This is a genomic window from Nissabacter sp. SGAir0207 (assembly GCF_005491205.1).
In the GTDB taxonomy this organism is placed as follows: Bacteria; Pseudomonadota; Gammaproteobacteria; order Enterobacterales; family Enterobacteriaceae; genus Chimaeribacter.
Genome location: NZ_CP028035.1, coordinates 1,923,851 through 1,950,721, shown reverse-complemented (window position 1 = coordinate 1,950,721; position 26,871 = coordinate 1,923,851). Strand labels below are relative to the sequence as shown.

The 26,871-nt window shown below is 60.4% G+C and carries 20 protein-coding genes; 7 read left to right on the top strand and 13 right to left on the bottom strand.

Annotated elements, in window-relative coordinates; all coding sequences use genetic code 11:
- Positions 1-2: 2 nt before the first annotated feature.
- A complete protein-coding gene (gene bcsC, locus C1N62_RS08395; protein ID WP_137763203.1) occupies positions 3-3,506 on the top strand; it encodes a cellulose synthase complex outer membrane protein BcsC in 3,504 nt (1,167 codons plus the stop codon).
- Between the two features lie 171 nt (positions 3,507-3,677).
- Here the strand turns inward: bcsC and C1N62_RS08390 are convergent, their stop codons facing one another.
- The 3 genes from C1N62_RS08390 to C1N62_RS08380 form a co-directional block, all read right to left on the bottom strand.
- Complete coding sequence (locus C1N62_RS08390; RefSeq protein ID WP_137763202.1) at positions 3,678-6,119, bottom strand: DUF2235 domain-containing protein; 2,442 nt, start codon at positions 6,117-6,119, stop codon at positions 3,678-3,680.
- The gene (locus C1N62_RS08385; protein ID WP_137763201.1) at positions 6,107-6,679 is read right to left on the bottom strand and encodes a DUF3304 domain-containing protein; all 573 of its coding nucleotides are present in this window, start codon (positions 6,677-6,679) and stop codon (positions 6,107-6,109) included. The genes C1N62_RS08390 and C1N62_RS08385 overlap by 13 nt, the downstream gene beginning before the upstream one ends.
- Positions 6,680-6,973: 294 nt before the next feature.
- Complete coding sequence (locus C1N62_RS08380) at positions 6,974-7,546, bottom strand: DUF3304 domain-containing protein (RefSeq protein ID WP_137763200.1); 573 nt, start codon at positions 7,544-7,546, stop codon at positions 6,974-6,976.
- A gap of 1,004 nt (positions 7,547-8,550) precedes the next feature.
- Between C1N62_RS08380 and C1N62_RS08375 the strand changes: the two genes are divergently transcribed.
- Positions 8,551-9,225, top strand: a complete 675-nt coding sequence (locus C1N62_RS08375) for a DUF1275 family protein (RefSeq protein WP_137763199.1) — start codon at positions 8,551-8,553, stop codon at positions 9,223-9,225.
- A 67-nt stretch (positions 9,226-9,292) separates the two neighbouring features.
- On the opposite strand, the gene C1N62_RS08370 is transcribed toward C1N62_RS08375, so the two are convergent.
- The 8 genes from C1N62_RS08370 to C1N62_RS08335 all read right to left on the bottom strand — a co-directional run bounded on the left by C1N62_RS08370 (position 9,293) and on the right by C1N62_RS08335 (position 18,574).
- Positions 9,293-10,609: a sorbosone dehydrogenase family protein gene (locus C1N62_RS08370; RefSeq protein ID WP_137763198.1), complete on the bottom strand. Its 1,317-nt coding sequence runs from the start codon at positions 10,607-10,609 to the stop codon at positions 9,293-9,295.
- Positions 10,606-11,055 (bottom strand): DUF2231 domain-containing protein, encoded by a 450-nt coding sequence (locus C1N62_RS08365; protein WP_137763197.1) that lies wholly within the window; start codon positions 11,053-11,055, stop codon positions 10,606-10,608. The genes C1N62_RS08370 and C1N62_RS08365 overlap by 4 nt, the downstream gene beginning before the upstream one ends.
- A 367-nt stretch (positions 11,056-11,422) precedes the next feature.
- Positions 11,423-11,989 (bottom strand): isopentenyl-diphosphate Delta-isomerase, encoded by a 567-nt coding sequence (idi, locus tag C1N62_RS08360; protein WP_137763196.1) that lies wholly within the window; start codon positions 11,987-11,989, stop codon positions 11,423-11,425.
- 177 nt (positions 11,990-12,166) lie between these two features.
- The gene (locus C1N62_RS08355; protein ID WP_137763195.1) at positions 12,167-12,691 is read right to left on the bottom strand and encodes an O-acetyl-ADP-ribose deacetylase; all 525 of its coding nucleotides are present in this window, start codon (positions 12,689-12,691) and stop codon (positions 12,167-12,169) included.
- 79 nt (positions 12,692-12,770) lie between these two features.
- Entirely contained in the window at positions 12,771-14,531 is a 1,761-nt protein-coding gene (locus C1N62_RS08350; RefSeq protein WP_137763194.1) for a penicillin-binding transpeptidase domain-containing protein, read from the bottom strand.
- Between the two features lie 184 nt (positions 14,532-14,715).
- Positions 14,716-16,629 carry a penicillin-binding protein 2 gene (mrdA, locus tag C1N62_RS08345; protein WP_137763193.1) on the bottom strand — a complete coding sequence of 638 codons (1,914 nt, stop codon included), beginning with the start codon at positions 16,627-16,629 and terminating at the stop codon, positions 14,716-14,718.
- A 205-nt stretch (positions 16,630-16,834) separates the two neighbouring features.
- Positions 16,835-17,308 (bottom strand): DUF1641 domain-containing protein, encoded by a 474-nt coding sequence (locus C1N62_RS08340; RefSeq protein WP_137763192.1) that lies wholly within the window; start codon positions 17,306-17,308, stop codon positions 16,835-16,837.
- Between the two features lie 69 nt (positions 17,309-17,377).
- Positions 17,378-18,574 carry a benzoate/H(+) symporter BenE family transporter gene (locus C1N62_RS08335; protein ID WP_137763191.1) on the bottom strand — a complete coding sequence of 399 codons (1,197 nt, stop codon included), beginning with the start codon at positions 18,572-18,574 and terminating at the stop codon, positions 17,378-17,380.
- Positions 18,575-19,061: 487 nt separating this feature from the next.
- Here C1N62_RS08335 and C1N62_RS08330 point away from each other — a divergent pair, with 487 nt between their 5' ends.
- The 4 genes from C1N62_RS08330 to C1N62_RS08315 all read left to right on the top strand — a co-directional run bounded on the left by C1N62_RS08330 (position 19,062) and on the right by C1N62_RS08315 (position 22,582).
- Positions 19,062-20,093 carry a TIGR04086 family membrane protein gene (locus tag C1N62_RS08330; RefSeq protein WP_240775754.1) on the top strand — a complete coding sequence of 344 codons (1,032 nt, stop codon included), beginning with the start codon at positions 19,062-19,064 and terminating at the stop codon, positions 20,091-20,093.
- 116 nt (positions 20,094-20,209) lie between these two features.
- Positions 20,210-20,728: a hypothetical protein gene (locus tag C1N62_RS08325; protein WP_137763190.1), complete on the top strand. Its 519-nt coding sequence runs from the start codon at positions 20,210-20,212 to the stop codon at positions 20,726-20,728.
- Between the two features lie 13 nt (positions 20,729-20,741).
- Complete coding sequence (locus C1N62_RS08320; protein WP_137763189.1) at positions 20,742-21,188, top strand: DUF421 domain-containing protein; 447 nt, start codon at positions 20,742-20,744, stop codon at positions 21,186-21,188.
- Between the two features lie 371 nt (positions 21,189-21,559).
- Entirely contained in the window at positions 21,560-22,582 is a 1,023-nt protein-coding gene (locus C1N62_RS08315) for a LacI family DNA-binding transcriptional regulator (protein ID WP_137763188.1), read from the top strand.
- 110 nt (positions 22,583-22,692) lie between these two features.
- Here the strand turns inward: C1N62_RS08315 and C1N62_RS08310 are convergent, their stop codons facing one another.
- Together C1N62_RS08310 and C1N62_RS08305 are read right to left on the bottom strand one after the other, a co-directional pair.
- Positions 22,693-23,790 (bottom strand): porin, encoded by a 1,098-nt coding sequence (locus tag C1N62_RS08310; protein ID WP_305036964.1) that lies wholly within the window; start codon positions 23,788-23,790, stop codon positions 22,693-22,695.
- Positions 23,791-24,512: 722 nt separating this feature from the next.
- Positions 24,513-25,322 carry a PhzF family phenazine biosynthesis protein gene (locus C1N62_RS08305; RefSeq protein WP_168195841.1) on the bottom strand — a complete coding sequence of 270 codons (810 nt, stop codon included), beginning with the start codon at positions 25,320-25,322 and terminating at the stop codon, positions 24,513-24,515.
- 216 nt (positions 25,323-25,538) lie between these two features.
- Between C1N62_RS08305 and codA the strand changes: the two genes are divergently transcribed.
- Entirely contained in the window at positions 25,539-26,789 is a 1,251-nt protein-coding gene (gene codA / locus C1N62_RS08300) for a cytosine deaminase (protein ID WP_137763186.1), read from the top strand.
- Positions 26,790-26,871 lie beyond the last annotated feature (82 nt).

Here is a 26,871-nt window from a genome sequence, read left to right as displayed (position 1 = left end):
CCATGCGTAAAACCTTTCTGCGGCCAGCGCTGCCGCTGGCCCTGAGCCTGACGCTCTCCCCCCTGGCACCGGCGGTGGAGCAGGCGCTCTCGCCGCCAGCCGGTGAGGCAGTGTCACCCGAGGCATGGCTGCTGGGCCAGGTGCGGCTGGGTGAGGCCACTCATCAGGATGCGCTGGTGGAGCAGTCGCTGCACCGGCTGGAGCTGATGTCACCGGCCAACCCGCAGGTGATCATGGCGCGGTTGCGGCTGGCGCTGCGTCAGGGCAACGCCACGCTGGCACAGCAACAGCTGGCGCGGCTGCAACAGGTCGCGCCCGGCTCGGCGCTGTTTCGTCAGGCGGAGGTGCTGGTGGGGCTGACCCAGCCTGACCAGCGCCAGCAATTGCAACAGGCGCGGCTGCTGGCGACCGCTGGTCGACTCGACGATGCGCGCGCCGCCTATGACTCGGTGTTCAAGGGGCCGCCGCCGAGCACGGAGCTGGCGGTGGAGTACTGGCAACTGGTGGCGCGGATGCCACAGCAGGCGCCGGAGGCCACCCGCCAGTTACAGGCCATCGATCGCGCCACGCCCGGTGACACCCAGGTGCGAATGGCGCTGGCCCAACTCTTCTTCAGCCAAAACCGCGAGCCGGAGGGCTACGCGATGCTGGAGCAGGTGGCGAAGGATGCCGCCTCCCGCGAGGCCGCTGGCGATATCTGGCTCAACCGCATCAAACGCATGACGGTGACGCCAGAGAGCGTGGCGGCGCTCAACCGCTTCCTGACGGTGTTTGACAGCGGCAATGCCGCCACCGCCGGTCGGCAGGAGCTGGCACGCCAGCAGACCCAGCTGGCCGACCCGGCCTATCAGGCGCGGTTGCGTGGGCTGGCGCAGGTTGATCAGGGCGGCAGCCGCGAGGCGATCCCGGTGCTGGAGCAGGCGCTGCGTGCCACCCCCAATGACCCGGATCTGCTCGGTGCGCTCGGCGTGGCGTGGGCGCGCTCCGGCGACCGTGCCAAGGCGATCGGATTGTTCGAGCAGGCGCAGAAGGTGGACACCGACGGCTTCCACAGCGGCAAGTGGACCAGCCTAATCAACAGCAACCGCTACTGGCTGTTGATTGAGCAGGGCGATAAGGCCCTTAAAGCCAATAATTTTGCGGCGGCCGACACCTTCTACCAGCAGGCGGTGCCGCTGGAGAGCGACGACCCCTACGCGCTGCTTGGCCGGGGTGATGTGGCGCTGGCGCGCAACGACCTGCCGGCGGCAGAGCGCTTCTACCAGCAGGCGCGGCGCATTGAGCCGGACAACGGCAGCGCGCTACGCGGGCTGACCAACGTCTACCAGAAGCAGTCCCCGGAGCGGGCGCTGGCCTTCCTCAACAGCCTGCCTGCCAGCCAGCGCAAGGGATTGACCGACACCCTCAACCGCTTGCAGGGCGATCTGCTCAGCGCGCAAGCTGACCAGCTTAACCAACAGCAGCGCTGGCGTGAGGCGGCGGAGGCCTATGCCGCCGCCCGCCGCTATGCGCCGGATGATGTCTGGCTGGTCTACCGTCAGGCGGGCGCGCTGCAACAGATCGGGCAGGGTGCGCAGGGCGACCGGCTGTTCCGCGACTTTATCGCTGCCCATCCGCCCGGCGCACAGGAGAACTACGCCTATGCGCTCTACCTCTCCTCCCGCGATCGTGACAATCAGGCGATTGCGGTGCTCAACCAACTGCCGCGCGACCAGTGGTCGGACAATATGCGTGAACTGGCGCAGCGGTTGCAGCAGGAGCAGGCGATCAACCGGGCGCTGGCGCTGCGCGAACGGGGTGACAAGGCCGGTGCGGCGCGGCTGTTGCGCAGCCTGCCGCCCCAGCCACGCATTGAACTGACGTTGGCGGAGTGGGCGCAGGAGGATGGCGACTATACGGCGGCGCGTACCGGTTTTAACCGCGTGCTGGCACAGGATCCGACGAATGCCGATGCCCGACTGGGGCTGGCCGAGACGGCGCTAACCACCGGCGATCTGGCGGCCGCGCGCCGCCAACTGGAGCCGCTGGGCAAGATGCCAGCGGAGAGCCTGACCCTCAACCAGCAGCGGCGCATCGCCACCGCCTGGCAGGGCGTTGGCGAGCCGGAGCGTGCCGCCACACTGCTCGCCCGCCTCAAGCCCGCCGCCCGTCAGGCGGGGCCGGGGCTGACCAGCGCACTGATTTTCCGCGACAGCGCGCGGTTGGCGCAGCAGCGGGGCGACTACCCGCAGGCGCGTGAGGATTTCGGTGAGGCGATGGTCTCCAGCGGCATCACGCCCGCCACCCCGCGTGACAACGAGGGTTACACCCGCCTGACGCGCAACCACGCCGGGGATGACTGGCTGAAGCGCGGCATCCGTGCCGATGCTGCCGACGCCTACCGCCAGCAGGAGGTAACGCTCACCCTCGGCCATGACTACTGGGGTTCCAGCGGCACCGGCGGCTACTCAGACCTATCGGCCAACACCACCATGTTGCAGGCCGATATGCCGCTCGGCGATGGCCGCGCCTTCCTGCGCAGCGACTACGTGCAGATGGACGCTGGCACCTTTGACACCAGCGATGGCCGCTACAGCGAGGATTTCGGCACCTGTGACAGCGTCTCCTGTCAGGGCGATGAGCACCAGACCGCCCGCGGTGCCAGCCTCGCCGCTGGCTGGCGCAACGATCGCTGGAACGCTGACATCGGCACCACGCCACTCGGTTTTGAGGTGGTCGATTGGGTCGGCGGCCTGAGTTACAGCGGCGACTGGCGGCAGATTGGCTGGACGGCCAGCGCCTCGCGGCGACCCATCTCCAGCTCGCTGCTCTCTTTCGCTGGCACCAAAGACCCGAACACCGGCACCACCTGGGGCGGGGTGCGCGCCACCGGCGTCAGCCTCAGCGGCAGCTATGATCAGGGCGGGGCGAACGGCGTTTGGACTGACCTGAGCTACCACCAGATCACCGGCAAGAACGTTGCGGACAACCAGCGCACCCGGCTGATGGGCGGCTACTACTACAAGGTGATCAACGAAGACAACCGCCGGGCGACCATCGGCCTGAACAGCATGTTATGGCACTACCAGAAGGATTTGAGCGGCTACTCGCTGGGACAGGGCGGCTACTACAGCCCGCAGCAGTACTTCTCGCTGGCGGTGCCGGTCAACTATCGCCAGCGCAGTGACAACTGGTCATGGCAACTGGGCGGCTCGGTCTCCTGGTCTTACTCGAAGACCAAGGATCAGGCACGCTACCCGTTACAGGGACTGGTGCCCGCCAGCTACGCCGACCGCGACGCCATCGAGCAGGGCAGCAGCAGCACCGGCTTTGGTTATACGGTGCAGGCGATTGTAGAGCGCCGGCTCACCTCCCACTGGACGCTCGGTGCCGGCATCGACATCCAGCAGGCGGAGGACTACACCCCCAGCCACGCCCAGATCTACATCCGCTACTCCGCCGGCGGCTGGCAGGGCGACCTGGATCTCCCGCCTAATCCACTGACCCCCTACGCCGACTTCAAATAACTCAGGCGCCGCAAGGCGCCTTATTCACCCACCGATATTAGTTACAACAAACTTAACATTATATTAACAAGTGTAATGTTTGGCTTAGGTGTTAACAAAAGAATTCAACAGGATAGTAGGGGCATAAGCAGAAGAGACCACGAATGGCCTCTTTGCGCCAGTTCTGAGATCTCAAGAAACTTGAGAGGTATTGCAGATTGCCCGGATCACCTGCTTCGCACGCGCAATCCACAGGTCGCTGATCGCCTTTTTCTGCTGTATCACCACGGCACCGGGCTGCTGCGTAAAGGCCTGCAACTGGGCGGCCTCCGGCAGTAAGGGAACAGGCTGCCCGGAGAGCACCTCGATGGCCTCGACCTCCAGGGTGAGGGCGCCGAGCATGCCCGCTGCGCCCAGCACTGCCTGCGGGACTTTTTTCTGCTTGATGATAAACGTGATGCCTTCGACCAGCGTGGCGGCACCCACCACGACACCGGCCACCATCAGCGGCGATAGCGGCTTACTGCACCGCTCGCCGAAGTAGACCATCCGGTAGCGGAAGTAACTGCCCCAGGGTTCACGTGCCCCCAGCGCGCTGTGCATGAACCAGGCCCGGGAGTCATGCACCTGGTCATCGAACAGCGCCCGCACCAGGCCACCAGGCTGGGCGGCATTGCTGGCCTCCCCGGCGGCGGGGAACAGCACGCGCAGCCGGCTTTCACCGGCGGTTTTCATCCGCAGCCACTCGCTATATTCGTCATCGGTGTTCAGCAGAAACATGGTGCTTTTTAGGGCATAGAGCGGCTCGACGTACCAGGTCTGGGTATGGTCACGCGCGAGGCCAAGATAGTCCTGCCTGAATTCGACGGCAGCCTGCCGCAGCTGGGTCTGACCGAGGGCGGCATCAAAATCTTTTTCACCCGGCGGCAGCAAGACAAACTGTTTTGGCGGCGCGCTCGCCAGCAGCTGCTGGCGCGTGCGTTCAATGTCGTCCTGTCGGCTTTCACGCGCCGCCTCATCGGCCTGGCGAATGGCCGGGTCACGGTGCCGGTCCAGCCCGTCGGCGGCCGCATCGATAAAGAAACGCTGGGTCTGGCAGGTGCCGTTGGCATAGCGGTGGATACGCCAGGCCGTAAGCCAGCCCAGCTGTGCGTCTAACGCGGCCTCCAGGGTGTCGGCAGCCTGGATAGGCTGATAGGTGGTCGCCTCTTTTGCACTGATGTTTTCTGCTGACGGCGGGAGATTGAGCGTCAATGCCCGCCATGCATTAAAACGGGTGACAAGGGTTGGTGATATTTCATATTCCTGTCTGACATCTTCCGGCAGCACGCGCCATGTCTCTCTTCTCAGATCTTCTGGCAGCGCATCCCGACTGACCTTGAGCGGAGCGCCGGCGGTAAAGGCCGCGGCATACAGCTCGTGCAGCGCAATCTGCGATAGCAGCAGGCTGTCATCTTTTCCATTGGCTTTGCCCTGATCGCCCGGCGGGTAGCCGCCGCCGATATCCGAGTGCATACCAGGGTAGATCACCTCCAGGCTGTGGGCCGGGTAGGTGCCATCCGTGCGCCGAATAGAGTCCAGCGGAAAACAGAGGCGCTGTTCATGGGACGACACCAGATGCACGCAACGCTTTATCAGGCCGCCGTAGGTCTCCTCCGCCGGCAGCTCCTGATTGCCATCGGCCCAGCCCATATGGCCCTCCGCCACCGGGGCCATATGCGGCACGCCCACCGACGCCACCGTATCCAGCAGGCCCAGAAACTCGATGCTGAGGGGGATTTTCAGGTCGCCAACGCGCAGGCACTGCTCTGGTTTCTCTGCGCCAGCAAACGGCTCCAAGAACAGCTCGCCGAGCCAGTTAACAAACGCCCGGGCCGCGGCCGCGCCGCGTGAGAAGCCATAGACATAGAGTTTGATACCCAGCAGCCTGATTTTGCCCGGCTCGGCCGGGTTGAGGGCAACGCGCAGCCGGTCATACAGATCCGGTTGTTTCAGCTGGCGCTCAAACATTTCCTGTCGGTTCCAGTAGCCACTCATGGCGGGCATGATCCCTAAGTTGGTCATCTTTTTGAGTGACGCCCAACATACGCCATCATCAAGCCTGCCCAACCCGGTCGTCCGCCGCAGCGCATCAATAATGCGCAGCAGGCCCCAGTTGATCCGCTCTTCACCGTGGGCAGCAAAGGCCAGTCCGGTCAGGCTGAAATCAAGATCCATGATCTCCGGGCAGGGAGTGCCGACACCCGGGATGTAATATTTGTAGAACCGGTTGCCGCCGCTGTCGGGCAGATCCGTCAAGGCCTCGTTCAGTTTGCCCAGCCCGGCAGCGTAGCCCTGACCAATGGTGGCCCGGAACAGGCGGGCAATATTGGTGGGATGGGGCGGAACGGCCTGATAGAGGTCATGGTTCAGGTTATTGCCGGTGCCATCAAAAAACAGGCTGATATGCAGGGTCTTGCAGCAGGGGGGTGCCACCCGGCGGTTTGCGGCCAGACACAGGGCATTGTGGTAGGCCCGCTCAAGGCTCTCCTGCTTCGCGTAGTTCTGGATGATAAGCTCGGCATCGGACGGCAGCCGTCCTTGCTCTGGGAATTCGGGCGGGTACCAAACCCGACTAAGCGTTATTTCGGACATACGGCCGGCTCCTTCATATAGACGGGCTCTTTAATTGGGTAGTCAGGGGAGCCATAGTCAGCGCAACTGGTTGTGACCTTGACGGCATCGCAGGGCAGGAAGTGGACGGTAATGCCACACTTTTTCTGGCCCGAAGTGTAGGGAGGAAGCGGCACCAGCTGGGTATGTTTTCTGCTCATTGCCTTAATTTTTGCATTCCAAACTTGCATTTTTTCATGGTAAATCATCCATTCCTGATGCCAGGTTTCGCGAGTCTGTCCATTTTCAATCGGTCTTTTAGGTTTAGGTATTTCCGGTACATCATCGGCAAAGGCCACGCCGGTTTCCCAGTCCACGCGGACGGTCATGCCGGGTTTCCATTGGGTAGGGGCCATATAGCAACATCCGCCGCCGCCGCCCTGAAAGGGGCTGATCACATCGATACCGGACTGGCCGTCCACGCTAAAGCGGTTAATGGCCCATTTGGTGTGATTGATGGCTTCAATGGTGCCGGCCAACGCCAGTGAACTGCTGGCAAGCAGGCATAACCCGGTCAGCAGAGTAAGATTTTTTTTACGCACCGGTTATTCCTTTTAATGTGCTTTTGAGGGTGTTCGCTTTGCAGGGAATAGTGTTTGGAAGGCGGCGTCCTTTAATCAATGGAGAACAAGAGAAGTAAGACTGAATGCATTTGGGAACGTAGGGAAATGCTGCAAGGCTCGCACTATTTCTTCGCTGAAATTGAAAAATGACATTGATGCTCTGAATGAATTTAACGTGTTTTGATAAACCTGAAAATAAATATATATTGCAGAAAGACATAGGTGACTCGGTTTGTTCCGAGAATTCGGTCGGGTACCAGACCCGACTAAGCGTTATTTCGGACATACGGCCGGTTCCTTCATATGGACGGGCTCTTTAATTGGGTAGTCAGGGGAGCCATAGTCAGCGCAACTGGTTGTGACTTTGACGGCATCGCAGGGCAGGAAGTGGACGGTAATGCCACACTTTTTCTGGCCTGAAGTGTAGGGAGGAAGCGGTACCTGCTGGGTATGTGTTTTACTCATGCTCTTAATTTTTAATTGCCACTTTTGCAATTCTGTAGCGTATTGCAAGGCAACTGAATCTGCTGTTTTGGCATCCATATGATCCAGATTAGGACGCTTTGGTTTAGGTATTTCCGGCACATCATCGGCAAAGGCCACGCCGGTTTCCCAGTCCACGCGGACCGTCATGCCAGGTTTCCATTGGGTAGGGGCCATATAGCAACATCCGCCGCCACCTCCCTGAAAGGGACTGATTACATCGATACCGGACTGGCCGTCCACGCTGAAATGGTTAATGGCCCATTTGGTGTGATTGATGGCCTCAATGGTGCCGGCCAGCGCCAGTGAACTGCTGGCAAGCAGGCATAACCCGGCCAGCAGAATAAGATTTTTGTTACGCACCAATTTTTCCTTTTAATTTATTTTTGAATGTTTCCGCCTTGCAGGAAATATTGTTTAGGGTCAGCGTAAGTTAATCAATGGAGGGCGAAGGTCTCGAAGGGCAATAGCTTAGGATGACGAAAATATGCTGTGGAGATCGCGTTATCACATGTTGGAAATTGCAAAGCAGCATTCATTTCTTGAATGCGTTAATATTTATTAAATTATTTTTAAAATAACATTTCCCAAAGAAAGTAGAGGGTTGTTAAGAACATTTTAAGCTTAAGGTGTTAATCAAAACCATCTCTGTTATTAGTTACAACAAACTTTTAACATAAAATAAAAAAGCAAGCCAAAGCCTAGCAGAAGAGTATTTCCACCCAAAAAGGCAAGGGCAGGTTGCTTGGTGACAACGTCACAAAAAAGGAGATTGTTATGTAGCAGCCACTGACATTTCCCCGTTAACTTGTCGAGAACCAATGATGTTAAGTTTACGCGCCATGCTGGTTCCGCTCTTAAACGTCTTGAACAGCAGAGAGTGCCAAGATTCTGGATGGTATAGATGGCGTGCCTTTGTCATCTGGATTTCACGTAGCGCGATCGGTAGTGAAGAGATTGGTACAGGCTGGACAGAGGGACGCCGCGCCGGTTGGTCATATTGGATTCGTGGGCATCATTGAAACGGGATGCATCCTCAGGGCAAGCGGTATCATCATGAAAAAACGCCGGAAGCTGGTTTTGATAAACGGGTATCGATAATCGCGCTGGAGAGGCATGGGTAAATTCGGGGGGTGGGCATATTGCCGGGCATGGCCGAAAACTGCCGGAGAGACAAAGGATTATAATAGTACGCATAATGTATATTATGTTAAATTGCATTGGGGGGTGCGTAATGGGCTGGCCTGTTATGCCGGTTTGGTACTTCCCTGCTCTTCCAAGATAAATGGCGTCATGGCTGACCCTTGACTATAAAGAGATCGACCTTCCATTAACGCGCCAGTTGGCGTGCCCGATCAGGAAACGCCATGCAGACCGTAAAACCTTTTCGCCTTGATGCGACTACGCCCTTTATCTGGCTGCTGGTGATCGCCGCCGGGCTGACGGATGCCACCCTCTACCTGCACAGCAAAGATCTGCTGGCCGTCTATGTCACGGGCGATACTTCCAAGCTGGGTCAGGCACTGCAACAAGGCGATCTGCAAAAAGCGCTGCCCTTGCTGGGTGTGATTGTGGCTTTCCTGTTTGGCACCACTGCCGGGGCTTGGTTGGGACGGCGCGCCGGCAGCTGGCGTTCGCCGTTGTTGCTGGTATTGGTGGCGCTGCTGTTGGCGATCGCCTGGCTGGCGACGGCTCCGCAATATCCGCCGCTGATGGTGCTGGTCATCGCAATCGCCATGGGCCTGTTGAATCAGGTACGCGGCAGTGAACCGGGCGTGACCTTTATCACTGGAACCTTGGTCAGGCTCGGTCGGGCGTTGGCGCGTGGCAGCTGGCGCAGTGCTGGCGGACTCGGGTTGCGCTGGCTTGCCTGGCTGTTGGCCGCACTGGCCGGTGCCTGGCTCGACAGCCGACTGGCCGCATGGGCCATCGCGATCATCGCCCTCTACTGCCTGTTGCTGGCCGCCGTGGTGGCCGCCAACCATCTGGTGATCCGTGAACGCCTGCAAAAACGGGCGGCGCAGCACGACGCGCACTCCTGACTCCCCTACTCCACAGGCAAAAAAATACCGGGCGCATGGCCCGGTATGGTCTTGGTGTAGCGGCAGATTATGGCGTGCCTGCGGCGGTGACGCGCCAGACAATGTTGCCAGCATCATCCGCGACCAGCAGCGCGCCCTGTTTATCCTGCGCCAGCCCAACCGGCAGGCCCCTGACCTCTTGTTGATCATCTGTCAGGAAGCCCGTCACCACCGGCTTCGGTTCCCCGACCGGCTGGCCGTTTTGGAACGCGACCCACGACACGCGATAGCCATTGAGGGGTTTACGGTTCCAGCTGCCGTGCTCACTGACAAAGGCTCCGCCGCGGTACTCGGCGGGCAAGTTGTTGCCGGTGTAGAACCACAGGCCGAGTGGCGCGACGTGTGAACTGAGCGCGTAATCCGGTTTGATCGCCTTCGCCACCAGATCCGGGCGCTGAGGTTTGACGCGCTCATCGATGTGCTGGCCGAAGTAGCTGTAGGGCCAGCCGTAGAAACCGCCATCCTGCACCGAGGTCATGTAGTCTGGCACCAAGTCCGCGCCAATCTCATCCCGCTCGTTGACGATCGCCCACAGCTTGCCGCTCTGCGGTTCCCACTGCATCCCGGTTGGGTTGCGCAGGCCGCTGGCGAAGATGCGGCTCGCGCCGGTGGCGGCGTCCACTTCCAGAATCGCCGCCCGCCGGAACTCCGCGCCGATGCCGTTCTCGGTGATGTTACTGTTCGAGCCAATGCCCACGTAGAGTTTACTGCCGTCCGGGCTGGCCAGCAGCGATTTGGTCCAGTGGTGGTTGATCGGGCCGCCCGGCAGGTCTGCCAGTTCAACGCCCGGATCGGTGATGCGCGTCTCGCCGGTCTGGTAGCGATATTTCCAGAGGCTGTCGGCATTGGCGACATAGAGCGTGTCCCCCACCAACTGCACGCCAAACGGCGAGTGCAGATTCTCCAGGAAAACATGCTTCTCCCAGGTGCGGCCATCGCCGCTGGTATTGCGCAGCAGCGTGATGCGGTTGCCCCCTTGCCCGCCCTTGCCGGAGGATTGCTGAACCAGCCCCATGATCAGTTGCTTCGGCCGGCCAATCTGCCCCTCCGGCGCGTTGCCCTCGACCACCAGAATATCGTTGTTCGGCAGTACGTAGAGCTGGCGCGGGTGCATCAGCCCCTCGGCGATCCTTTCAATTTTCAGCCCTGCCGCGACCTTGGGGGTCTCCCCCTCTTTCCACGGCACGCCGCTTGGCACCTGCATCGGTGGCAGCAGGAAGTTCTTCGCCTCCGGCAGTTCCGGGTTCGGCCCTACCTGCTTATTGGGGTCGAGGGTGGAGCCGTCGTCGCAGCCAGCCAGAATCAGGGAGGCGGCCAGCAAGGAAAGCAGATGTGTCGTTCTCATCGGGTCACCGCCTTAATGTCAGAGGAACGGGGTTCGCGCAGGGCCAGTTGCAGGTTGGCGAACGCCAGCAGCAGTACCACCAGGGTGGAGAGGATCACGCCCATCGGCACCACGGCATAGGCATCCCGGCTGTGGATGAAGGCATTAAAGATGGCGAGGATGATGGCCAGCAGGTTGGCCCAGAAGTGGATCTTGATTGGCGAACCCTGTGGGTAGGCGTGCCCAACCCACACCTGCACCAGATTGATCAGCCGCGGGATGATGGCGAGTACCAGCCCAATGGCGATCAGCCAGCTGGCGGCCTGCGTCCAAAAGATGTTGGTGCTGATGATGTAAATAATGTCGAAAATCCAGGCGGCGACAAACAAGCCGTAGGGAATAGGGTTAAGTAGCTCATACAGCGCCACGGCAGGCGTGGATGGCCGTGAGGTGCCATTGGACGTCATTCACAAACTCCTTATCAAAGAGGATGGCCGCGCGGCCCTCCCATCACGGACGGACAGTGAAAGATAGGCTTCCTGCTAGCTGGCCAGGGCAGCCCTGTTTAACTATAGAAGAAAATGCCTGAATATCAGGCAGATCGGCTGATTAATGCAGCAATCTGGCGGAAAAGCAGCCAAACGCGGCGGTCATCGGCAAAAAGGCGCTGGCAAAACGAACAATTCTGGTGTCGCTACGTGAAAAATAGCGCGCTGTGGAGGGGCAGTTATCCCAACGGGAAAGAGAAGCAGGCGTAAAAAAGGCGGTGTCGAAGATGATAAAAAAACGGGAGCCAGGCTCCCGTTGTCATTGCTGGCGGTGGCGGTGGCCGCCCTAGCCCACTTGCACCGGCTGGGTGGCGGGCGTGAAGTGTTCCAGCGTGCGCAGCAGCGCGAGTTGCTTGACCATCCAGGGGCTGAAGGCCCAAGGGGCGGCATCGGCCCCCTGATAGAGCGCCTCCAGATCGACCCACTGGTAGTCCATCACCTCGCTGGCGCGCGGTGCGGGCGTCGCGTCACTGAAGGCGCGGAAGATCGGGCAGTACTCGTTTTCCACGATGCCGGAGGCGTCCACTTCACGGTACTGGAAGTTGTCGGTGACCAGCTCCACCTCTTCCACCGGCAGGCCCATCTCATAAAGGCAGCGGCGTCGAACGGCATCGGCCATCGCCTCGCCCTGCTGTGGGTGGCCGCAGACCGAATTCGTCCAGACACCCGGCCACGCCACTTTACTGGTGGCGCGGCGCGTCACCAGCAACTGGCCGTCCGCGTTAAATACATAGCAGGAGAAGGCCAGATGCAGCGGGGTATGCGCGGTATGAACCTGCGATTTATCCATGATCCCAATTTGTTGATGGTTGGCATCCAGCAAAACCACATGTTCGATAGCACGGTTACTCATTACTCACCCTTGTTGCACGCCTGTCATGCGCATGGAAATTTAGGATTTTTGCCATGGAAGTATAGGATAAACACATGGCAGAGGCGACCGCTTTGCCATAACTGGCCTCAATGGAAGCGTAAAAAAGTGCGTCATACTGCCCCTGCCCCTGACTTTTTGTGACAACGTCACGCGTGGTCAGGTCTGTGCGCCCGGCTGGTCCAGCAACTCCCGGTAGATCGCCTCATTCTCCGCGTCGAAACAGATGAACAGCACCTCCTCAATCGTGGTATTGCTGCTCAGCACGGTGCGGGTGACGTCGATGGCAATCTCCGCCGCCGCCTGTTTCGGGAAGCCATAGATGCCGGTGCTGATGTTGGGAAACGCCAGCCGCCGGATGCCATACTCTGCCGCCAGATCAAAACAGCGAAGGTAGGCGCTGCGCAGCAAATCCATCTCGCCCCGGTCGCCGCCCTGCCAGCGCGGGCCAACGGCATGGATCACCCATTTCGCTGGCAGCTGGCCGCCGCGGGTAATCACCGCGTCACCGGTTTTGCAGCCGCCGATGCGTTTGCAGGCTTCCAAAATCTCTGGCCCGCCGGCATGGTGGATGGCGCCATCCACCCCGCCGCCGCCGAGCAGCGAACTGTTGGCGGCATTCACAATGGCGTCTATCTCCAGGCGCGTGATGTCCCCGGAGAGCACGCCGATACGATCATTCATCCTTTCCTCCCCATGATAAGAAAAAGGCCAACCCCGCTGGGCTGGCCTTTACAGTGTAGACGCTGCTCTGGGAAGGCGGTCACCCCTTGATGGTCGAGACCACGTTCAGCTGCTGGGCATCCGGCAGGATGTTCATGTGCTCCATCACCTGCGCCATGATTTTGCCGAAGATCGGCCCGGCTACCGAGCCGCCGAAGTGCTTGCCCGCCTTGGGGTTGTTGACCATCACCACCAGCGCCACGCGCGGGTTGCTGGCGGGCGCGACACCGGCGGTGTAGTTGATGTAGCCGCCATCATACTTGCCGCTCTTGCCCATCTTCTCGGCGGTACCGGTCTTGATCGCCAGACGGTAGCCCGGAATGGCGGCGCTCAGGCCACTGCCGCCCGGCAGCGCATCGCTCTCCATCATGTGGATCACGGTTTTCACGATTTCTGGGTCCATCACCTGCTTGCCGAGTACCGGCGGCGTGACCTTGGTGATCGACAACGGGCGGTAGACGCCATAGGCCCCGATGGCGGCGTACTCGCGCGCCATCTGCAATGGCGTGACGCGCAGGCCATAGCCAAAGGAGAAGGTGGCGCGATCGATGTCTGACCACACCTCACGGTGCAGCGGGAAGTAGCCGCTGCTCTCGTTGCCCATGCCGAGGTTGGTTGGCTGGCCCAAGCCAAAGCCGTGGTAGACGTTGACCAGCACGCTGGCTGGCATCGCCAGCGCAATGTGGGAGACGGCAATGTCACTCGACTTTTGCAGGATGCCGGTGACGGTCAGCTCCGGCCAGTTGCCAACGTCGCGGATCAGGTGGCCATTGACCCGGTACGGGTGGGTATCAAGCACCGAATCGGGCTTGATCAGGTGTTTCGCCAAGCCGGTCATCACCACCAGCGGTTTGACGGTCGAACCCGGCTCGAAGCTGTCACTGCTGGCGACGTTGCGGATATTCTCCGGCGGCGTATCCGCCAGGTTGTTCGGGTTGAATGACGGGTAGCTCGCCATGCCAAGGATCTCGCCGGTGTTCACGTCCACCAGCACCGCGCAGCCGGAATCGGCTTGGTTAAGCAGCACGCCATCGCGGATATGTGAATAGAGCACATACTGCATGAACTTATCGATGCTCAGCGTCACGTTGGGTGCGGCCACCGGGTCTACCGTCTTCAGCAGGCTGATTACCGCGCCGTGCCGATCCTTCTGGTAGACGCGCAAACCGGGCTTGCCCTGCAACAGGCGGTTGAAACCCAGCTCAATCCCCTCCAGCCCTTGGTTATCCATGCCGACAATCCCCACCAGCGCGGCGGCGTCCTGCCCCATTGGGTAGAAGCGGTTGAAGTCCTGCTGGGTGGAGACACCGGTCAGGTGCAGTTTGGTGACATACTCAGCGATCTCGGTATCGACCTTATGGGCGGCGAACAGGAAGCGCTTGCGCGGGTTATCGCGGATCATCTGCTGCAACTGGCTCAGCGGGATCTTCAGCACGCTGGCGAAACTCTGCCAACGTTCATTATCCAGCTGGGTATCCGCCTCAAGGATATGTTTCGGGTCGAGGATGATGTCACGCGAGGCGACGCTGACCGCCAGCGCCTCGCCATTGCGGTCGGTGATCATGCCACGGGTGGCGGGCAACACTTCGCTGCGTACCGAACGCTGGTCGGCCTGATCATTGAGCTGCTTGTCATTGAGCAGTTGCAGGTCACCGACGCGCGCCACCAGCAGGAAGAAGCAGACCAAAATGCCGGCGCAGATCCAGGCAAAGCGCGCGGAGGAGTAATTTTTGGCGGAGGCGGGTGCGCGGGGAGAGGACGCCGGTTTTTTGCCGGAGAGGCCCGGACGGATCTTTTTCATGCTATTTCCAGAAGTGACTCAACGTGGCGGCACGGGCCACGGAAAGGGTCGCGTGGCCAGATTTAAGATTATTATTAGATTACAGCGGATTACCGTGCCCTGCCGGTCAATTCCGTTGCTGTTTGTAAGAAAGGACGAGGAAAGGTAATGCCTGCCGGATTAATCACCAGCAGGCACCGTGGGCCTAGCGGGCCGGATCGACAATCTGTTGGTTGGCCGCGCTATCGGCATGGGACGGGTCAAAGATATGGTCGAAAATGGCACGCGCCGTCGGGCCAGCCACCACCCCATCGCCGCCGCCGTTCTCGAGGATCAGCGCCATCGCGACCTTGGGATTCTTATAGGGGGCGAACAGCGTATAGAAGATATGGTCACGCAGCCGCACCGGCACCATCTTGGCGTTATAGGTCTGGTTCTCTTTCAGGCTGAACACCTGTGAGGTACCGGACTTGGCGGCAATCCCATAGGGCGCGGTATGGAACAGCTTATAGCCGGTGCCATTGGGTTGGTTCGCCATCCCGAACATCGCCGCCTTGACGATGCCCCAGTAAGGTGAGCGCGGGTCACCAATCTGCGCCGTCGGGCCAGCCGGTGGCTGATAGGGCGTGACATGGTTGCCCGCCTTCACTGAGTAGAGCAGGTGCGGCGTTTTCACCTTGCCGTTATTGATCAGGGTGGTCAGCGCCTTCACCATCTGGATCGGCGTGGCAATCCAGTAGCCCTGCCCAATCCCCACCGGCACGGTATCGCCCTGATACCAGGGTTTCTTGTGCACGCGCTGTTTCCACTCCCGGCTGGGCAATACCCCTTGGTACTCCTCATTCAGGTCAATGCCAGTGGGCTGCCCATAACCGAACTTGCTGAGCCACTCATGGATGCGGTCAATCCCCATCTCATAGGCCACCTGATAGAAGAAGGTATCGGCGGACTCCTCAATCGCCTTGGTGACATTCAGCATCCCGTGTCCACTCTTCAGCCAGTCGCGGTAGTGGCGATGGCTGCCGGGCAGTACCCAGCTTGGCGCGCCAAAGAAGGAGGTCGAGGGGGTGATGACGCCAGCAAACAGCGCGGAGATGGACATATAGGGCTTCACCGTGGAAGCCGGTGGATAGAGTCCCTGCGTCACCCGGTTAATCAGCGGCAAATCCGGGTTGGTGAGCAGCGACTTATAGGCCTTATAGCTGATGCCCTTCACAAAGGGGTTGGGATCGTAACTGGGGCTGGAGACCATCGCCAGAATGCCGCCGTCGCGCGGGTCTTCCACCACCACTGCGGCGCGCTGATCCTTGAGCACCGACTCCACATACTGTTGCAGCGGCAGGCTGAGGGTCAGGTAGATATTCTGCCCGGCCTGCGGGGGCTGCTCCTTCAGCAGGCGTACCACCCGGCCGTGGTTGTCCACTTCCACCTCGCGGTAGCCGGTCTTGCCATGCAGCACGCTCTCATAGTACCCCTCGATGCCCTGCTTACCGATATTGTGGTCGGCGGCATAGTTCTCCGCGACACCCTCCTTCTCCAGCCGCTGTTCGTCGCGGTCGTTGATCTTGGAGACGTACCCCACCACGTGCGCCAGCTGGCCGCCATAGGGGTATTCGCGTTGCTGGTAGCTATCGACAGTGACGCCGGTGAACTTGAACTGGTTGACGGCAAAGCGCGCCACCTGGCTGTCGGTCAGCTCCATCTTCAGCGTTACCGGTTTATAACGGCTGGTATGCCGCGCGGCATCATGGAATTCGGCAATCTCCTCCGGCGTCAGGTCAACAATCGGCGTCAGCGCCTTCAGGGTGGCCTCCAGATCCGGCACCTTGCCGGGCGTTACCTCAATTTGGTAGAGCGTCAGGTTGCGCACCAGCGGGATGCCGTTGCGGTCATAGATCAGCCCGCGGCTGGGGGCGATGGGCAGCATCTTGATGTCATTCTGGTTGGAGCGGGTCTGGTAGAAGCCATGCTCTTTCACCTGCAAGCGGTAGAGGTTGGCTATCAGTACCCCGGTGAGCAGCAACACAATGACGAAGGCCACCAGCGCGCGGCGGATAAAGAGACGGGATTCTGCGGGATAGTCGCGAAACGGTGCCTGATGGTGCGAAAAATGGGCCATGCCGGAGGGGGTACCTGTCTGCCGTGATTCCGTGCCGGCCGGAGCATGGCGCAGAATAGGGTAAAAGGCGGCAAGGATAACGGCCTGGGGGGTGAGCGCCTATTAAAAGGTTGCTAATGAACTGGTTGGAATGTTTCAGAGTGTTTAAATGTTACATAAGTGAAATTTCCGCGCGCCACGGGGGTGTGCCGGGCGCGCGGCGGGGTCACAGGCTACCGGGCTTGCCGGTGAAGGGCGGCGCAGGTCGCGGGGTGGGCTGCTCCATACTGACGGCAAAGGCGCGCAGGCCATTGAGGATCGGGGTCACGGCGCGCCAGACGCTCTCGTCATTCAGCAGGTGATAGAAGCCGGTCAGCCCCGGTGCCTGTGCCTCGCTGGCCGGCGGCTGGCGGCCGACCGCTTCCATCCCCTCCTTCATGGCGAACACCACGCGGGAGAAGGTTTCAGGCGGCACGCTCGACAGCGCCTGCATCAGCACTGAGAGGTTCTGCACCGCATTGAGGGTGCCCGGCTTGTTCAGCCCATCCACCAGCGCCCCGGCAATGGCATTGTTGGCGGAGACTACCTCGTTGGCGAAACGCAGCACGCCGTGGTGATGCAGGGTGTGCACCAAATTCTGTAGCTCCTCGAAGGCGTCCAGCCCTGGGTTATGGTGGGATTGGTCGTGTGAATCAGCCATCAGCGTCTCTCCGGGTTGGATGTCCATGAATTCAAGGTGTAAGGATAGACGCCATCCGCCGCCTCTGCCTTAACGCGTGCGTGGCAGCAGCAGCCAGACCAGCACACCGCCCACCAATCCCCAGAAGGCAGCACCGACGCCCCACAGCGTCAGCCCGGAGGCGGTGATGAGGAAGGTAACAATGGCGGCGTCACGCCCCTGCTCCTCCTGCAACGCCCGGCTGAGGCTACCGGAGAGCGTACTGAGCAGCGCCAGCCCGGCAATGGTCTGGATCAGCGGCGCGGGCAGCGCGCTGAACAGCATACCGATGGAGCCGCCAAACAGCCCGGCAAGCAGGTAGAACAGCCCGGCGGCGACGGCAGCCATATAGCGGCGCGCCGGGTCGGGGTGGATCTCCGGCCCCATGCAGATGGCGGCAGTGATGGCGGCGATGCAGACCGAGAAACCGCCGAACGGCGACAGCAGCAGCGCCAGCAGTGCGGTGGCGCTGATCAGCAGCGAGATGGGCACCCGGTAGCCAGCCGCCTGTAGGGTGGCGATACCCGGCGCATTCTGTGACGCCATAGTGACGACAAAGAACGGGATGCCGATGCCAATCAGGCTGTGCAGGTTGAACGCTGGCTGGATAAAGGCCGGGGTCGCCAGCGCCAGCGGTTGGTGGGAAAAAGTAATACTCCCCTGTAGGGCGGCAATCACCAGCCCGGCGGCCAGCGCCAGCAGCACGGCAAAGCGCGGCAGCCAGCGGCGCGCCAGAAAGTAGGCCAGACACATGCCACCGGCCAATGCCAGGTTTCCCTGCAACGGGGCGAAGGCCCCCAGCCCAAAGCGCAACAGGATACCCGCCAGCATCGCGCCAGAGAGCGCGGGCGGAATGATGTTCATCAGGCGGGCGAACAACCCGGTGACGCCGCTGATCAGGATCAGGGCATTGGCGAAGATAAAGATGCCAATCGTCTCATTCAGCCCGATGCCCGGCAGGCTGGTCGCCAGCAGCGCCGCGCCGGGGGTTGACCAGGCGGTTAGCACCGGGGCGCGGGTATAGAGCGACAGCCCCAGCGAAGAGAGGCCCATCGCCAGCCCCAGCATCGCCAGCCAGCCGCCAATCTGCGCCGGGGTGGCACCCGCCGCCTCCGCCGCCTGAAAAATGATGGCGGCTGAACTGGTGTAGCCCACCAGCACCGCCACAAAACCGGCAATGATCGCTGACGGCGACAGATCCCGCCATTGGATGCCCGGCTGCCCGGCGCGGCTGCGCGCTTTGTCCATATCCCTCTCCCTCTGGTCATCTCAGTAAAACAGGCACCATAACACCGGCGCGTGGCCCCTGCACCCTGCCCGGCCCCGCGCCACCGGGCGCTCCCTCACCCCTCTGGCGGCATGGCAGGAGATTGTGCCGCCGCCCACCGGGGCGACGGCAGGATTGTGACGGAAACGACGGATTTTATGGACTATTTGAACGTTCTGTTAAGTTCCTCACAATTCGAGAATTTTTCTTAAATTTCATCGTTTAACAATCAGCACCTTACTCACGGCCTAATGCAAACCCGGCAAATTTTACTTTGCCGCCAATGGCATGAATGGCGGGACTGTCTACGCTTAACCCTGTAATGCGTGAAAAACACTGTCCCGTGGCGGGAATAATTCAGAGCAACACCCTCCAGACCACGGCGTATGCCGGGCGCGGGCCACTGGGCAGCAGAGGAGTTCAGACCCAATTTCTGGGTACCCACGGAAAATTGCGAGGAACAACATTATGACCAATTACGATGCCGACTTGACCAAGGATAACCGCGCCGGGTACGCCCCGAACGCGCCGCTGACGCCATTGAAACGGATCTCCTGGAGCGCGGTGTTCGCCGGCGTGATCCTGTCGATGGTGACTTACCTGCTGCTTTCGATGCTGGGTACGGCGATTGGCGCCGCCACCATCGATCCGTTGCAGGAGGGCAACCCCTTCAGCGGCCTGAGCACTGGCGCGCTGGTCTGGATGGTCATTACCGTACTGCTCTCCTTTGCGGTGGGTGGCTACATCGCGGGCCGTCTGGCCCAGCGTGAAGGGATGCTGCACGGCCTGCTGGTGTGGGGCGTTAACACACTCGTCTGTACTTACCTGATGATTGCGCTGATCTCCTCCGCCGTCGGCGGCGCGGTAAACGTGGCCGGTTCCGGCCTGCGCGCCATGGGCAGCGGCATTGCCAATGTCACCCCGCAGGCGACCCAGATGGTAAAAGACCAGCTGCAACAGGCCAACATCAACCTGGATGACCTGCAAGGCGAGCTGGAAACCACCCTGCGCCAGACTGGCAAACCAGAGCTGCAACCGGAGAACCTGGAGCAGCAGGCCAACACTGAGGCGAACAACGCCGAGAATCAGGCCAACAACGTTGCCCAGAACCCGAACCAGGATCCGAATCAGGCACTGAACCAGTGGCTGAGCGGCGTGATCAGCCGTAACAACAGCACCCTGCAGGCCGCTGATCTGGATGCCCTGAAAAACATCATCAAAGCCCGTACCGGCAAATCCGATCAGGAAGTGGATGCCATCGTCCAGCGCGCGCAGCAGACCTATGCGCAGGCGTACCAGAAATACCAGGAGCTGAAGGCACAGGCCGAGCAGAAAGCGCGTGAAGCCGCTGATGCCGCTGCCAAGGGTGTCTCCACTGCCAGCTGGTATGGCTTCTTTATGCTGATCATCGGCGGCATCATCTCTGGCGCCACCGGTGCCTGGGGCCGTCGTACCCAGCCGCGTGCTGTGGGCGTCACTGCCGACAACCGCAAGCTGTAACCCCTCCTTTTGTCTACCACGGCCAGCTTATGCTGGCCGTTTTTCGTTGTGCGGCAAGGATCTGCCGCGGCCGCTGGGCTACGCTTATCACACCCCTACCCAATGGATGAGATGCCATGCCTACTGATGAGGATGATGAGTTCACCAGCCGCCACTACCCGGTGAAGGAGAATATGCACTGGCTGCGCCGCGCGCTGTGGCTGGAGAGAGTGGGCACCCTGCTGCTGTTTGGCTTTATCGGGGCGGCGCTGCTTGGGCTGTTCTCCAGCGGCTGGCTCAGTGACCGCGTGGATCTGAATGCGGATCGCAGCGTGCAGATGAAGTATGACCGCTTCGCCCGCCAGCAGTCCGAGAGCCAGATGGTGCTGCATGTCTGGCCCCACGGGCGGACACCGGCGCTCGTGCGGCTCGGCGGTGACTTCGCCAGCCACTATGAGATTGTGGCGCTCCAGCCGCAGACCGCGCAGATGGTCACCACCGGCAACGAGATGATCATTACCCTGCCCACCTCCAGCGCCTCGCCCTCCACCGCCCTCTACCTGACGGTGCAGCCGAAATCCTTCGGCCACTACCGCAATGAGGCGGTACTGGCGGGCCATCCGCCACTGGTGTTTGAGCAATGGGTCTACCCCTGACAGGAGAACAGAGATGGATATGGTATTGCGTGCGGGTTGCATGTATCTCTTTTTGATGGTGGTGCTGAAGATTGCTGGCCGGCGCACCGTCATGCAGATGACCTCGTTTGATTTTATCCTGTTGCTGATCATCAGTGAGGCGACCCAGCAGGCGTTGCTGGGCAGTGACTTCTCCCTGACCGGGGCCTTCATTACCATCGGCACCCTGATCGCGATGGATATCCTCTTCTCCCAGCTCAAGCACCGGCTACCCGTTGCTGATTTACTGCTGGACGGCTCGCCGGTGATTCTGGTGGAGCATGGGCGCACGCTCGACAAGCGGATGCAGCAGTTGCGCATTGACCTGGAGGATGTAATGGAGGTGGCGCGCCAGCAGGGACTGGAGCAGACCAGCCAGATCAAATACGCCATCCTTGAGACCAACGGCCGCATCTCCATCATCGCCGATGAACAAAAGTGACCACCGGGCGCGCTGCCTGTTTTCTTGGCTGGCGCGCCAAAAACCACATTTCCCGCCCTGCCCGCAGTTGAAACGGTTCAAGTCATGTTCACCGAATCTCTGCGTTTAATCCTAAACCTCACCTCAACAAGTGACCGCCAAAAACTAATTTTTAACCTTGATGTAACATAGTCCATCGGGCTACAAGCTATGCGGCCAGTGGCTTGCGCTCTGGCGTGCAAGGTAAGCGTTTGCCTGCCTGTCGCCTGCATTTATGCTGCGAGTGGTGCCGCTACGTTAGTGGTAAGAGCAGATAATGTTAAATCGCCTGACATTTTGTGCTAACAATAGAGGTAGCAATACACATTAAACCGCTGACAGAGTGAACTTTTATGGCGAATAAACGGGTGGTTCTATCGGATGTGGCTCGTCTGGCTGGCTTGTCTAAGGCCACGGTTTCACGGTACTTGAACAACAGTATCGTGTTGCCGCAACAGACGACGCAAAGGATTGAGGATGCTATCAGCACATTGAATTACCGTGGCAACAGCCTGGCGCGCCGCCTGAGCAAGGGTGGCAGCGAGACCATCGGGCTGGTGTTGCCTGAAATCAGCAACCCCTTCTTTGCCGAACTGGCAGAGGCGGCGGAAGCGGCGGCCTCCGCGCACCAGTACAGCCTGGTGCTGTGCGTGACGCGCAATAACCTGGAGAAAGAGAGCCAATTCATCCGCTGGCTGGATACCCGCCAGGTGGATGGCCTGCTGTTCGCCACCAACAAGCCGGATGATGGCCGGTTGCTGGCGGAGCTACAGGGCCAGAGCAATATTGTGCTGATCGATGAGGATGTGCCGGGCGCTGAGGTGCCCAAAGTGTTCGCTGACAATGTCGCTGGCGGACAGCTGGCGACGCGGCAACTGATTGACGCTGGTCACCGGCGTATCGCCTATGTCGGCGGGCCAGACGCGCTGATGAGCGTGCGCGAGCGGCGCGAGGGCTTCCGGCAGGCGCTGGAGCAGGCGGGCCTCGCCTACCATTCAGAGCTGGTGCTGTGCGGCGACTACACGCGTGAGTTTGGCCAGACGGCCATCGACCGCCTGCTGGCGTTGCCGGAGCCGCCGACTGCCATTTTCGCGGGCAGTGACTATCTGGCGCTCGGCCTGCTGGATGGCCTGCGCGCCCACCAGCTGAGCGCCCCGAAGGATATGTCGATTGTCGGGTTTGATGACGCCAACTACGCGGAGTTGATCACCCCACGCCTCTCCACTATCCGTCAGGATGCTGGCCAGCTCGGCCGCACCGCCGTCGAGCTGCTGATCCGCATGTTGAAAGAGGAGACGCAGGAGAACTGCGTCGCCCGCATCCCGGTGCAGAGCATCAAACGCGAATCCATCGCCCCGCTGGCGAACGCCCGTTAAGCCCCCACCCGCCGCCCGGCGGGTCTTCCCCCATAAAAAAAGCGGAGCCAGAGGCTCCGCTTGCTAATTACCCGCTCAGACACAGGGAGGGTAACGAACTCAGCACTGCATCAGAAACGATAGGTCAGGTTCACCGTGACCACGTCGTCCGTCGACAGGTTCAGCGCGTTATCGTCATCCAGCAGGTTCACCTTGTAATCCACATAGGTGTACATGTTCTTGTTCAGGTAGTAGGTCACGCCCACTTCCAGATATTTCACCAGGTCGGCGTCGCCTACCCCTTCAATGTCCTTGCCCCAGGATTGCAGGTAGGCGATGGAGGGACGCAGGCCGTTAAGGAACTGGTACTGGGCCACCGCTTCCAGGTTCTGGGTTTTGTTGGCATAGCCGCTGATGGCCACGCCGCCGTCAGTGGTGCCGGAGATGCGGGTGGTGTTGCGCGTTTCAGCGTACATGGCCGCCAGATAAACCTGATTGGCGTCATACTTGATGGCGCTGGTCCACGACTCGGCGGTGTCGCCGGAACCAATCGCGGAGACCTTCTGGTTGGCGGTGCGGTTGGCGTTGGAGTAGGCCGCCGCGACGCCAATGCCGGAGCCGCCGATGTCCTGATACTCCACCGAGAAGCCATAGCCGTCGCCATTGCCGCGCTGCTCGACGCTGCTGCCGTCGCGGTCATTCTTGCCCTGATACTGCACGGCGAAGTTCAGGCCCTCTACCAGCCCGAAGAAGTCGAGGTTACGGTAGGTGGCAAGGCCGGTGGAGCGGGCGGTCATGTAGTTATCGGTCTGGGACCAGGTGTCGCCGCCGTACTCTGGCAGCATGTCGGTATAGGCCTCGGCGTCATAGACCACGCCATAGTTGCGGCCATAGTCGAAGGAGCCATATTTGCCGAACTTCAGGCCAGCGAAGCCAAGGCGGGTTTTGTTGCCGGTCTGGGCATCACTGCCCTCGGAGTTATTGGCCTGGACGTTATACTCCCACTGGCCGTAGCCGGTCAGTTGGTCGGTGATCTGGGTCTCCCCTTTGAAGCCGAAACGGACATAGGTGCCGTCCGCGTTGGCGTCATCGGCAAACACATACTTGGCCGAGACACGCCCATATAAATCGAGCTTGTTGCCATCTTTATTATAAATTTCGGCCGCGTTCGACATGCCTGAGGCGGCGATTAAGGAGATTGCCAGGGCCAGCACACTGCGCTTCATCATTATTGCGTTTCCTTGATTTAAATTCTGACTCTTTGGTCATTGTGGTTTTTGTGATGCGATTTATTCCGGCTGGCATCCCGTGCGTGGTGGTCGCTGCTTATTTCAGGCAAGCCTTTCCCGGCCCGATAATTACCGGGAAAAAGCAGCGCGCACTGTATTAAATAGATATTTAAACGGATGGTTGCCGATTTGTTTATAATTGCTTGGTTGTGTAAGCGAAAGCAACCATAGCATTACGCACAAAAAGTTAAAATGAAAAAATAACCACACGATTGACATTTTTGTGAAAAGCAATGTTACAAAATGTTAATAAGGCTATAGCAAATAAGTGACTGTATACCCTATTTTTTTGTCTATAGCCCTGCCTGATGGCGGTGCAATGCCCTGTTTTGGTGCAAAAGCATGTCTTTTTGTTACAGAGTAACAGCCTGCCCACTGCTAATTTTGTGAGGATACCAACAGTGGTCTACCTAAATAGAATTTGACGCAGGAAATAGAGTGTGCCTGCAACCGGGCTATTTATAACAACGGTGAGGATAATTAGCTTGCTTTGTAATAATGCGCGGCGGGAAATAAGCCGGAATGTGTTAAGGCGGGAATTTCTTTTATAAACGTTAATTAAACGGATTGGTTATTTATTGAGCGGTCGCGCACCGTAAACCGATGGGTAAAGCCGTGGCGTGAATAGCGGAAGGGGCCGGCAGGCGATTGCCTGCCGGCGGTTAATGGGAAAAGGGCAAGTTCATGCCCTCGGGCAGCGTCAGCAATTTATGGCGCACCTGCAACACCTGGCTGGCGACAATCACCCGATTGCCCAGCAGCTCACACTCAAACTCCGCCCGGCGTGGCGAGAGCTGCTCGGCGTGCAAGTGCGGGCAGCCCAGCTTGTTCGCCCAGTAGGGCGCGAGCGCACAGTGGGCGGTGGCGGTCGCGGCATCCTCGGGAATGCCAGCCGCCGGGCTGAAGGCGCGCAGCACATAGCCCTGCCCGCCATCGGACGCCGAGACCACCACCAGCGGCGAGGGCAGCTTCGCCAGCCGACTGAAATCTGGCCGCAACGCCGCCACCTGCTCCCGGTTCTCCAGAATCACCACGATATCCCGGTTCTGCCACACCTCGCCCTGCTCCACGCCCAGCGCCGCCAGCGTGGGGCCGGGATGCAGGCGCGGCTTCAACGTCCACTGTGGCAGATCCAGGCTGAGCTTGCCGCCATGCCGCCACACCCCCACCGTGCCCTGTGGATGGACAAAATCCATCCGCCGCAACCGGCGGTCAAAGAAATCCATGATCACCGCGGCCGCCGCCAGAATGGCGCTGCCACACAGGTCAATCTCACGCTGGGCAGAGAAGCAGCGAATTTCGCACTTCTCCCCGCGCCGCACCACAAATGCCGTCTCCGGCTTGCCCCCCTTGCTGGCAAGTATCTGCAAGGCCAGGCTCCCCAGCCACTCATCCAGCAGCATTACCGCGAGCGGATTGCCGCCCTGTGGCCGGTGGCTGAAGGCGTTTACCTCATACAGGTCAATCTCCATCCCCATCCCCCCGGTGTGCCGGCAACGATCTTTTCTCACCTGTCAGCCCTTTTCAGCTAACAGTTAACCTATAGAACAGAGTGAAAAAATGTGAAGCAAATCTACTGAAGTTTGTGAAACGGCTTGCATGACGTCGCTGAAACCGGTGAAAAACTCATCAATCCTGCCGGTTGGCTACACTCCCTGTAGACGCCGTAACCCACTCAGGAGATGCCGATGAAGATGATCAACGCCCAGCTGCGCCACCGCAGCGGACTCTACACCCTGTGCGCTGAACAGGGGCGTTTCACAGCCATTGAGCCGCAGCATGGCGAACTGGCCCCGGAGGCGCTGGCCCTCGACGCCGGTGGCCAGCTGGTGATCCCGCCCTTGGTGGAGCCGCACATCCATCTGGATGCGGCGCTGACCGCCGGGGAACCGGCATGGAATATGAGTGGCACGCTGTTTGAGGGCATTGAGCGCTGGGCAGAGCGCAAGGCGACGCTCTCCCATGAGGACATCAAGCTGCGCGCCCACGCTACGCTGGATATGCTGCGTGACCACGGCATCCAGCATGTGCGCACCCACGTGGATGTCACCGATCCGTCGCTGACCGCGCTGGGAGCATTGCTGGAGGTGCGGGACGAGGCGCGCGATCGCATCGATTTGCAGATCGTCGCCTTTCCGCAGGAGGGCATTGACTCCTTCCCGCAGGGACGGGCGCTGATGGAGGAGGCGATGGCGCGCGGCGCGGATGTGGTGGGCGGCATCCCGCACTATGAGCACACCCGCGAACAGGGCATCAGCGCCCTCACCTTCCTGATGGATCTGGCGGAGCGCACCGGCGCGCTGGTGGATGTGCACTGTGATGAGACGGATGACCCGCACTCCCGCTTCCTCGAGGTGCTGGCGGAGCAGACGCGGGCGCGCGGCATGGGGGCGCGGGTCACCGCCAGCCACACGGTGGCGATGGGCTCCTATGACAACGCCTACTGCGCCAAACTGTTTCGCCTGCTGCAAAAGGCCGGGCTGAACTTTGTCTCCTGCCCGACCGAGAGCATCCATCTCCAGGGGCGCTTTGATACCTTCCCGAAACGGCGCGGCGTGACGCGGGTGGCGGAGCTGGATCGCGCCGGGCTGAACGTCTGTTTCGCGCAGGACTCGATCAAAGACCCGTGGTATCCACTCGGCAATGGCAACCTGTTGCGGGTGCTGGATGCCGGGCTGCACATCTGCCACATGATGGGCTTTGAGGATCTGCGCCGCTGCCTCGATTTTGTCACTGACCACAGCGCCAAGGTGATGCAGCTTGGCGACCAGTATGGCCTGGAGGTGGGCCGCCCGGCCAACCTGGTGGTGCTGGATGCGGAAAGCGACTACGAGGCGTTGCGCCGTCAGGCCAAGGCGCGCCTCTCGGTGCGCCACGGCGAGGTGATCCTGCGGCGCGAGCCGGAACGGTTGATTGTGCCGCAAGCGGCGCGCACCTGAGCCACGGCCGATTGGCCTGCGCGGGGAAAACGTCTATGCTGTCGGCCGCCCATATCTGGCCGCCCCACGGGGCGGCCTCGCC

Coding starts and splice junctions, on each gene's coding strand:
- bcsC (WP_137763203.1), top strand. CDS start 3: ATGCGTAAAACCTTTCTGCGGCCAGCGCTGCCGCTGGCCCTGAGCCTG.
- C1N62_RS08390 (WP_137763202.1), bottom strand. CDS start 6,119: ATGTCCGAAATAACGCTTAGTCGGGTTTGGTACCCGCCCGAATTCCCA.
- C1N62_RS08375 (WP_137763199.1), top strand. CDS start 8,551: ATGCAGACCGTAAAACCTTTTCGCCTTGATGCGACTACGCCCTTTATC.
- C1N62_RS08370 (WP_137763198.1), bottom strand. CDS start 10,609: ATGAGAACGACACATCTGCTTTCCTTGCTGGCCGCCTCCCTGATTCTG.
- C1N62_RS08365 (WP_137763197.1), bottom strand. CDS start 11,055: ATGACGTCCAATGGCACCTCACGGCCATCCACGCCTGCCGTGGCGCTG.
- idi (WP_137763196.1), bottom strand. CDS start 11,989: ATGAGTAACCGTGCTATCGAACATGTGGTTTTGCTGGATGCCAACCAT.
- C1N62_RS08355 (WP_137763195.1), bottom strand. CDS start 12,691: ATGAATGATCGTATCGGCGTGCTCTCCGGGGACATCACGCGCCTGGAG.
- C1N62_RS08350 (WP_137763194.1), bottom strand. CDS start 14,531: ATGAAAAAGATCCGTCCGGGCCTCTCCGGCAAAAAACCGGCGTCCTCT.
- mrdA (WP_137763193.1), bottom strand. CDS start 16,629: ATGGCCCATTTTTCGCACCATCAGGCACCGTTTCGCGACTATCCCGCA.
- C1N62_RS08340 (WP_137763192.1), bottom strand. CDS start 17,308: ATGGCTGATTCACACGACCAATCCCACCATAACCCAGGGCTGGACGCC.
- C1N62_RS08335 (WP_137763191.1), bottom strand. CDS start 18,574: ATGGACAAAGCGCGCAGCCGCGCCGGGCAGCCGGGCATCCAATGGCGG.
- C1N62_RS08330 (WP_240775754.1), top strand. CDS start 19,062: ATGACCAATTACGATGCCGACTTGACCAAGGATAACCGCGCCGGGTAC.
- C1N62_RS08325 (WP_137763190.1), top strand. CDS start 20,210: ATGCCTACTGATGAGGATGATGAGTTCACCAGCCGCCACTACCCGGTG.
- C1N62_RS08320 (WP_137763189.1), top strand. CDS start 20,742: ATGGATATGGTATTGCGTGCGGGTTGCATGTATCTCTTTTTGATGGTG.
- C1N62_RS08315 (WP_137763188.1), top strand. CDS start 21,560: ATGGCGAATAAACGGGTGGTTCTATCGGATGTGGCTCGTCTGGCTGGC.
- C1N62_RS08310 (WP_305036964.1), bottom strand. CDS start 23,790: ATGATGAAGCGCAGTGTGCTGGCCCTGGCAATCTCCTTAATCGCCGCC.
- C1N62_RS08305 (WP_168195841.1), bottom strand. CDS start 25,322: ATGGAGATTGACCTGTATGAGGTAAACGCCTTCAGCCACCGGCCACAG.
- codA (WP_137763186.1), top strand. CDS start 25,539: ATGAAGATGATCAACGCCCAGCTGCGCCACCGCAGCGGACTCTACACC.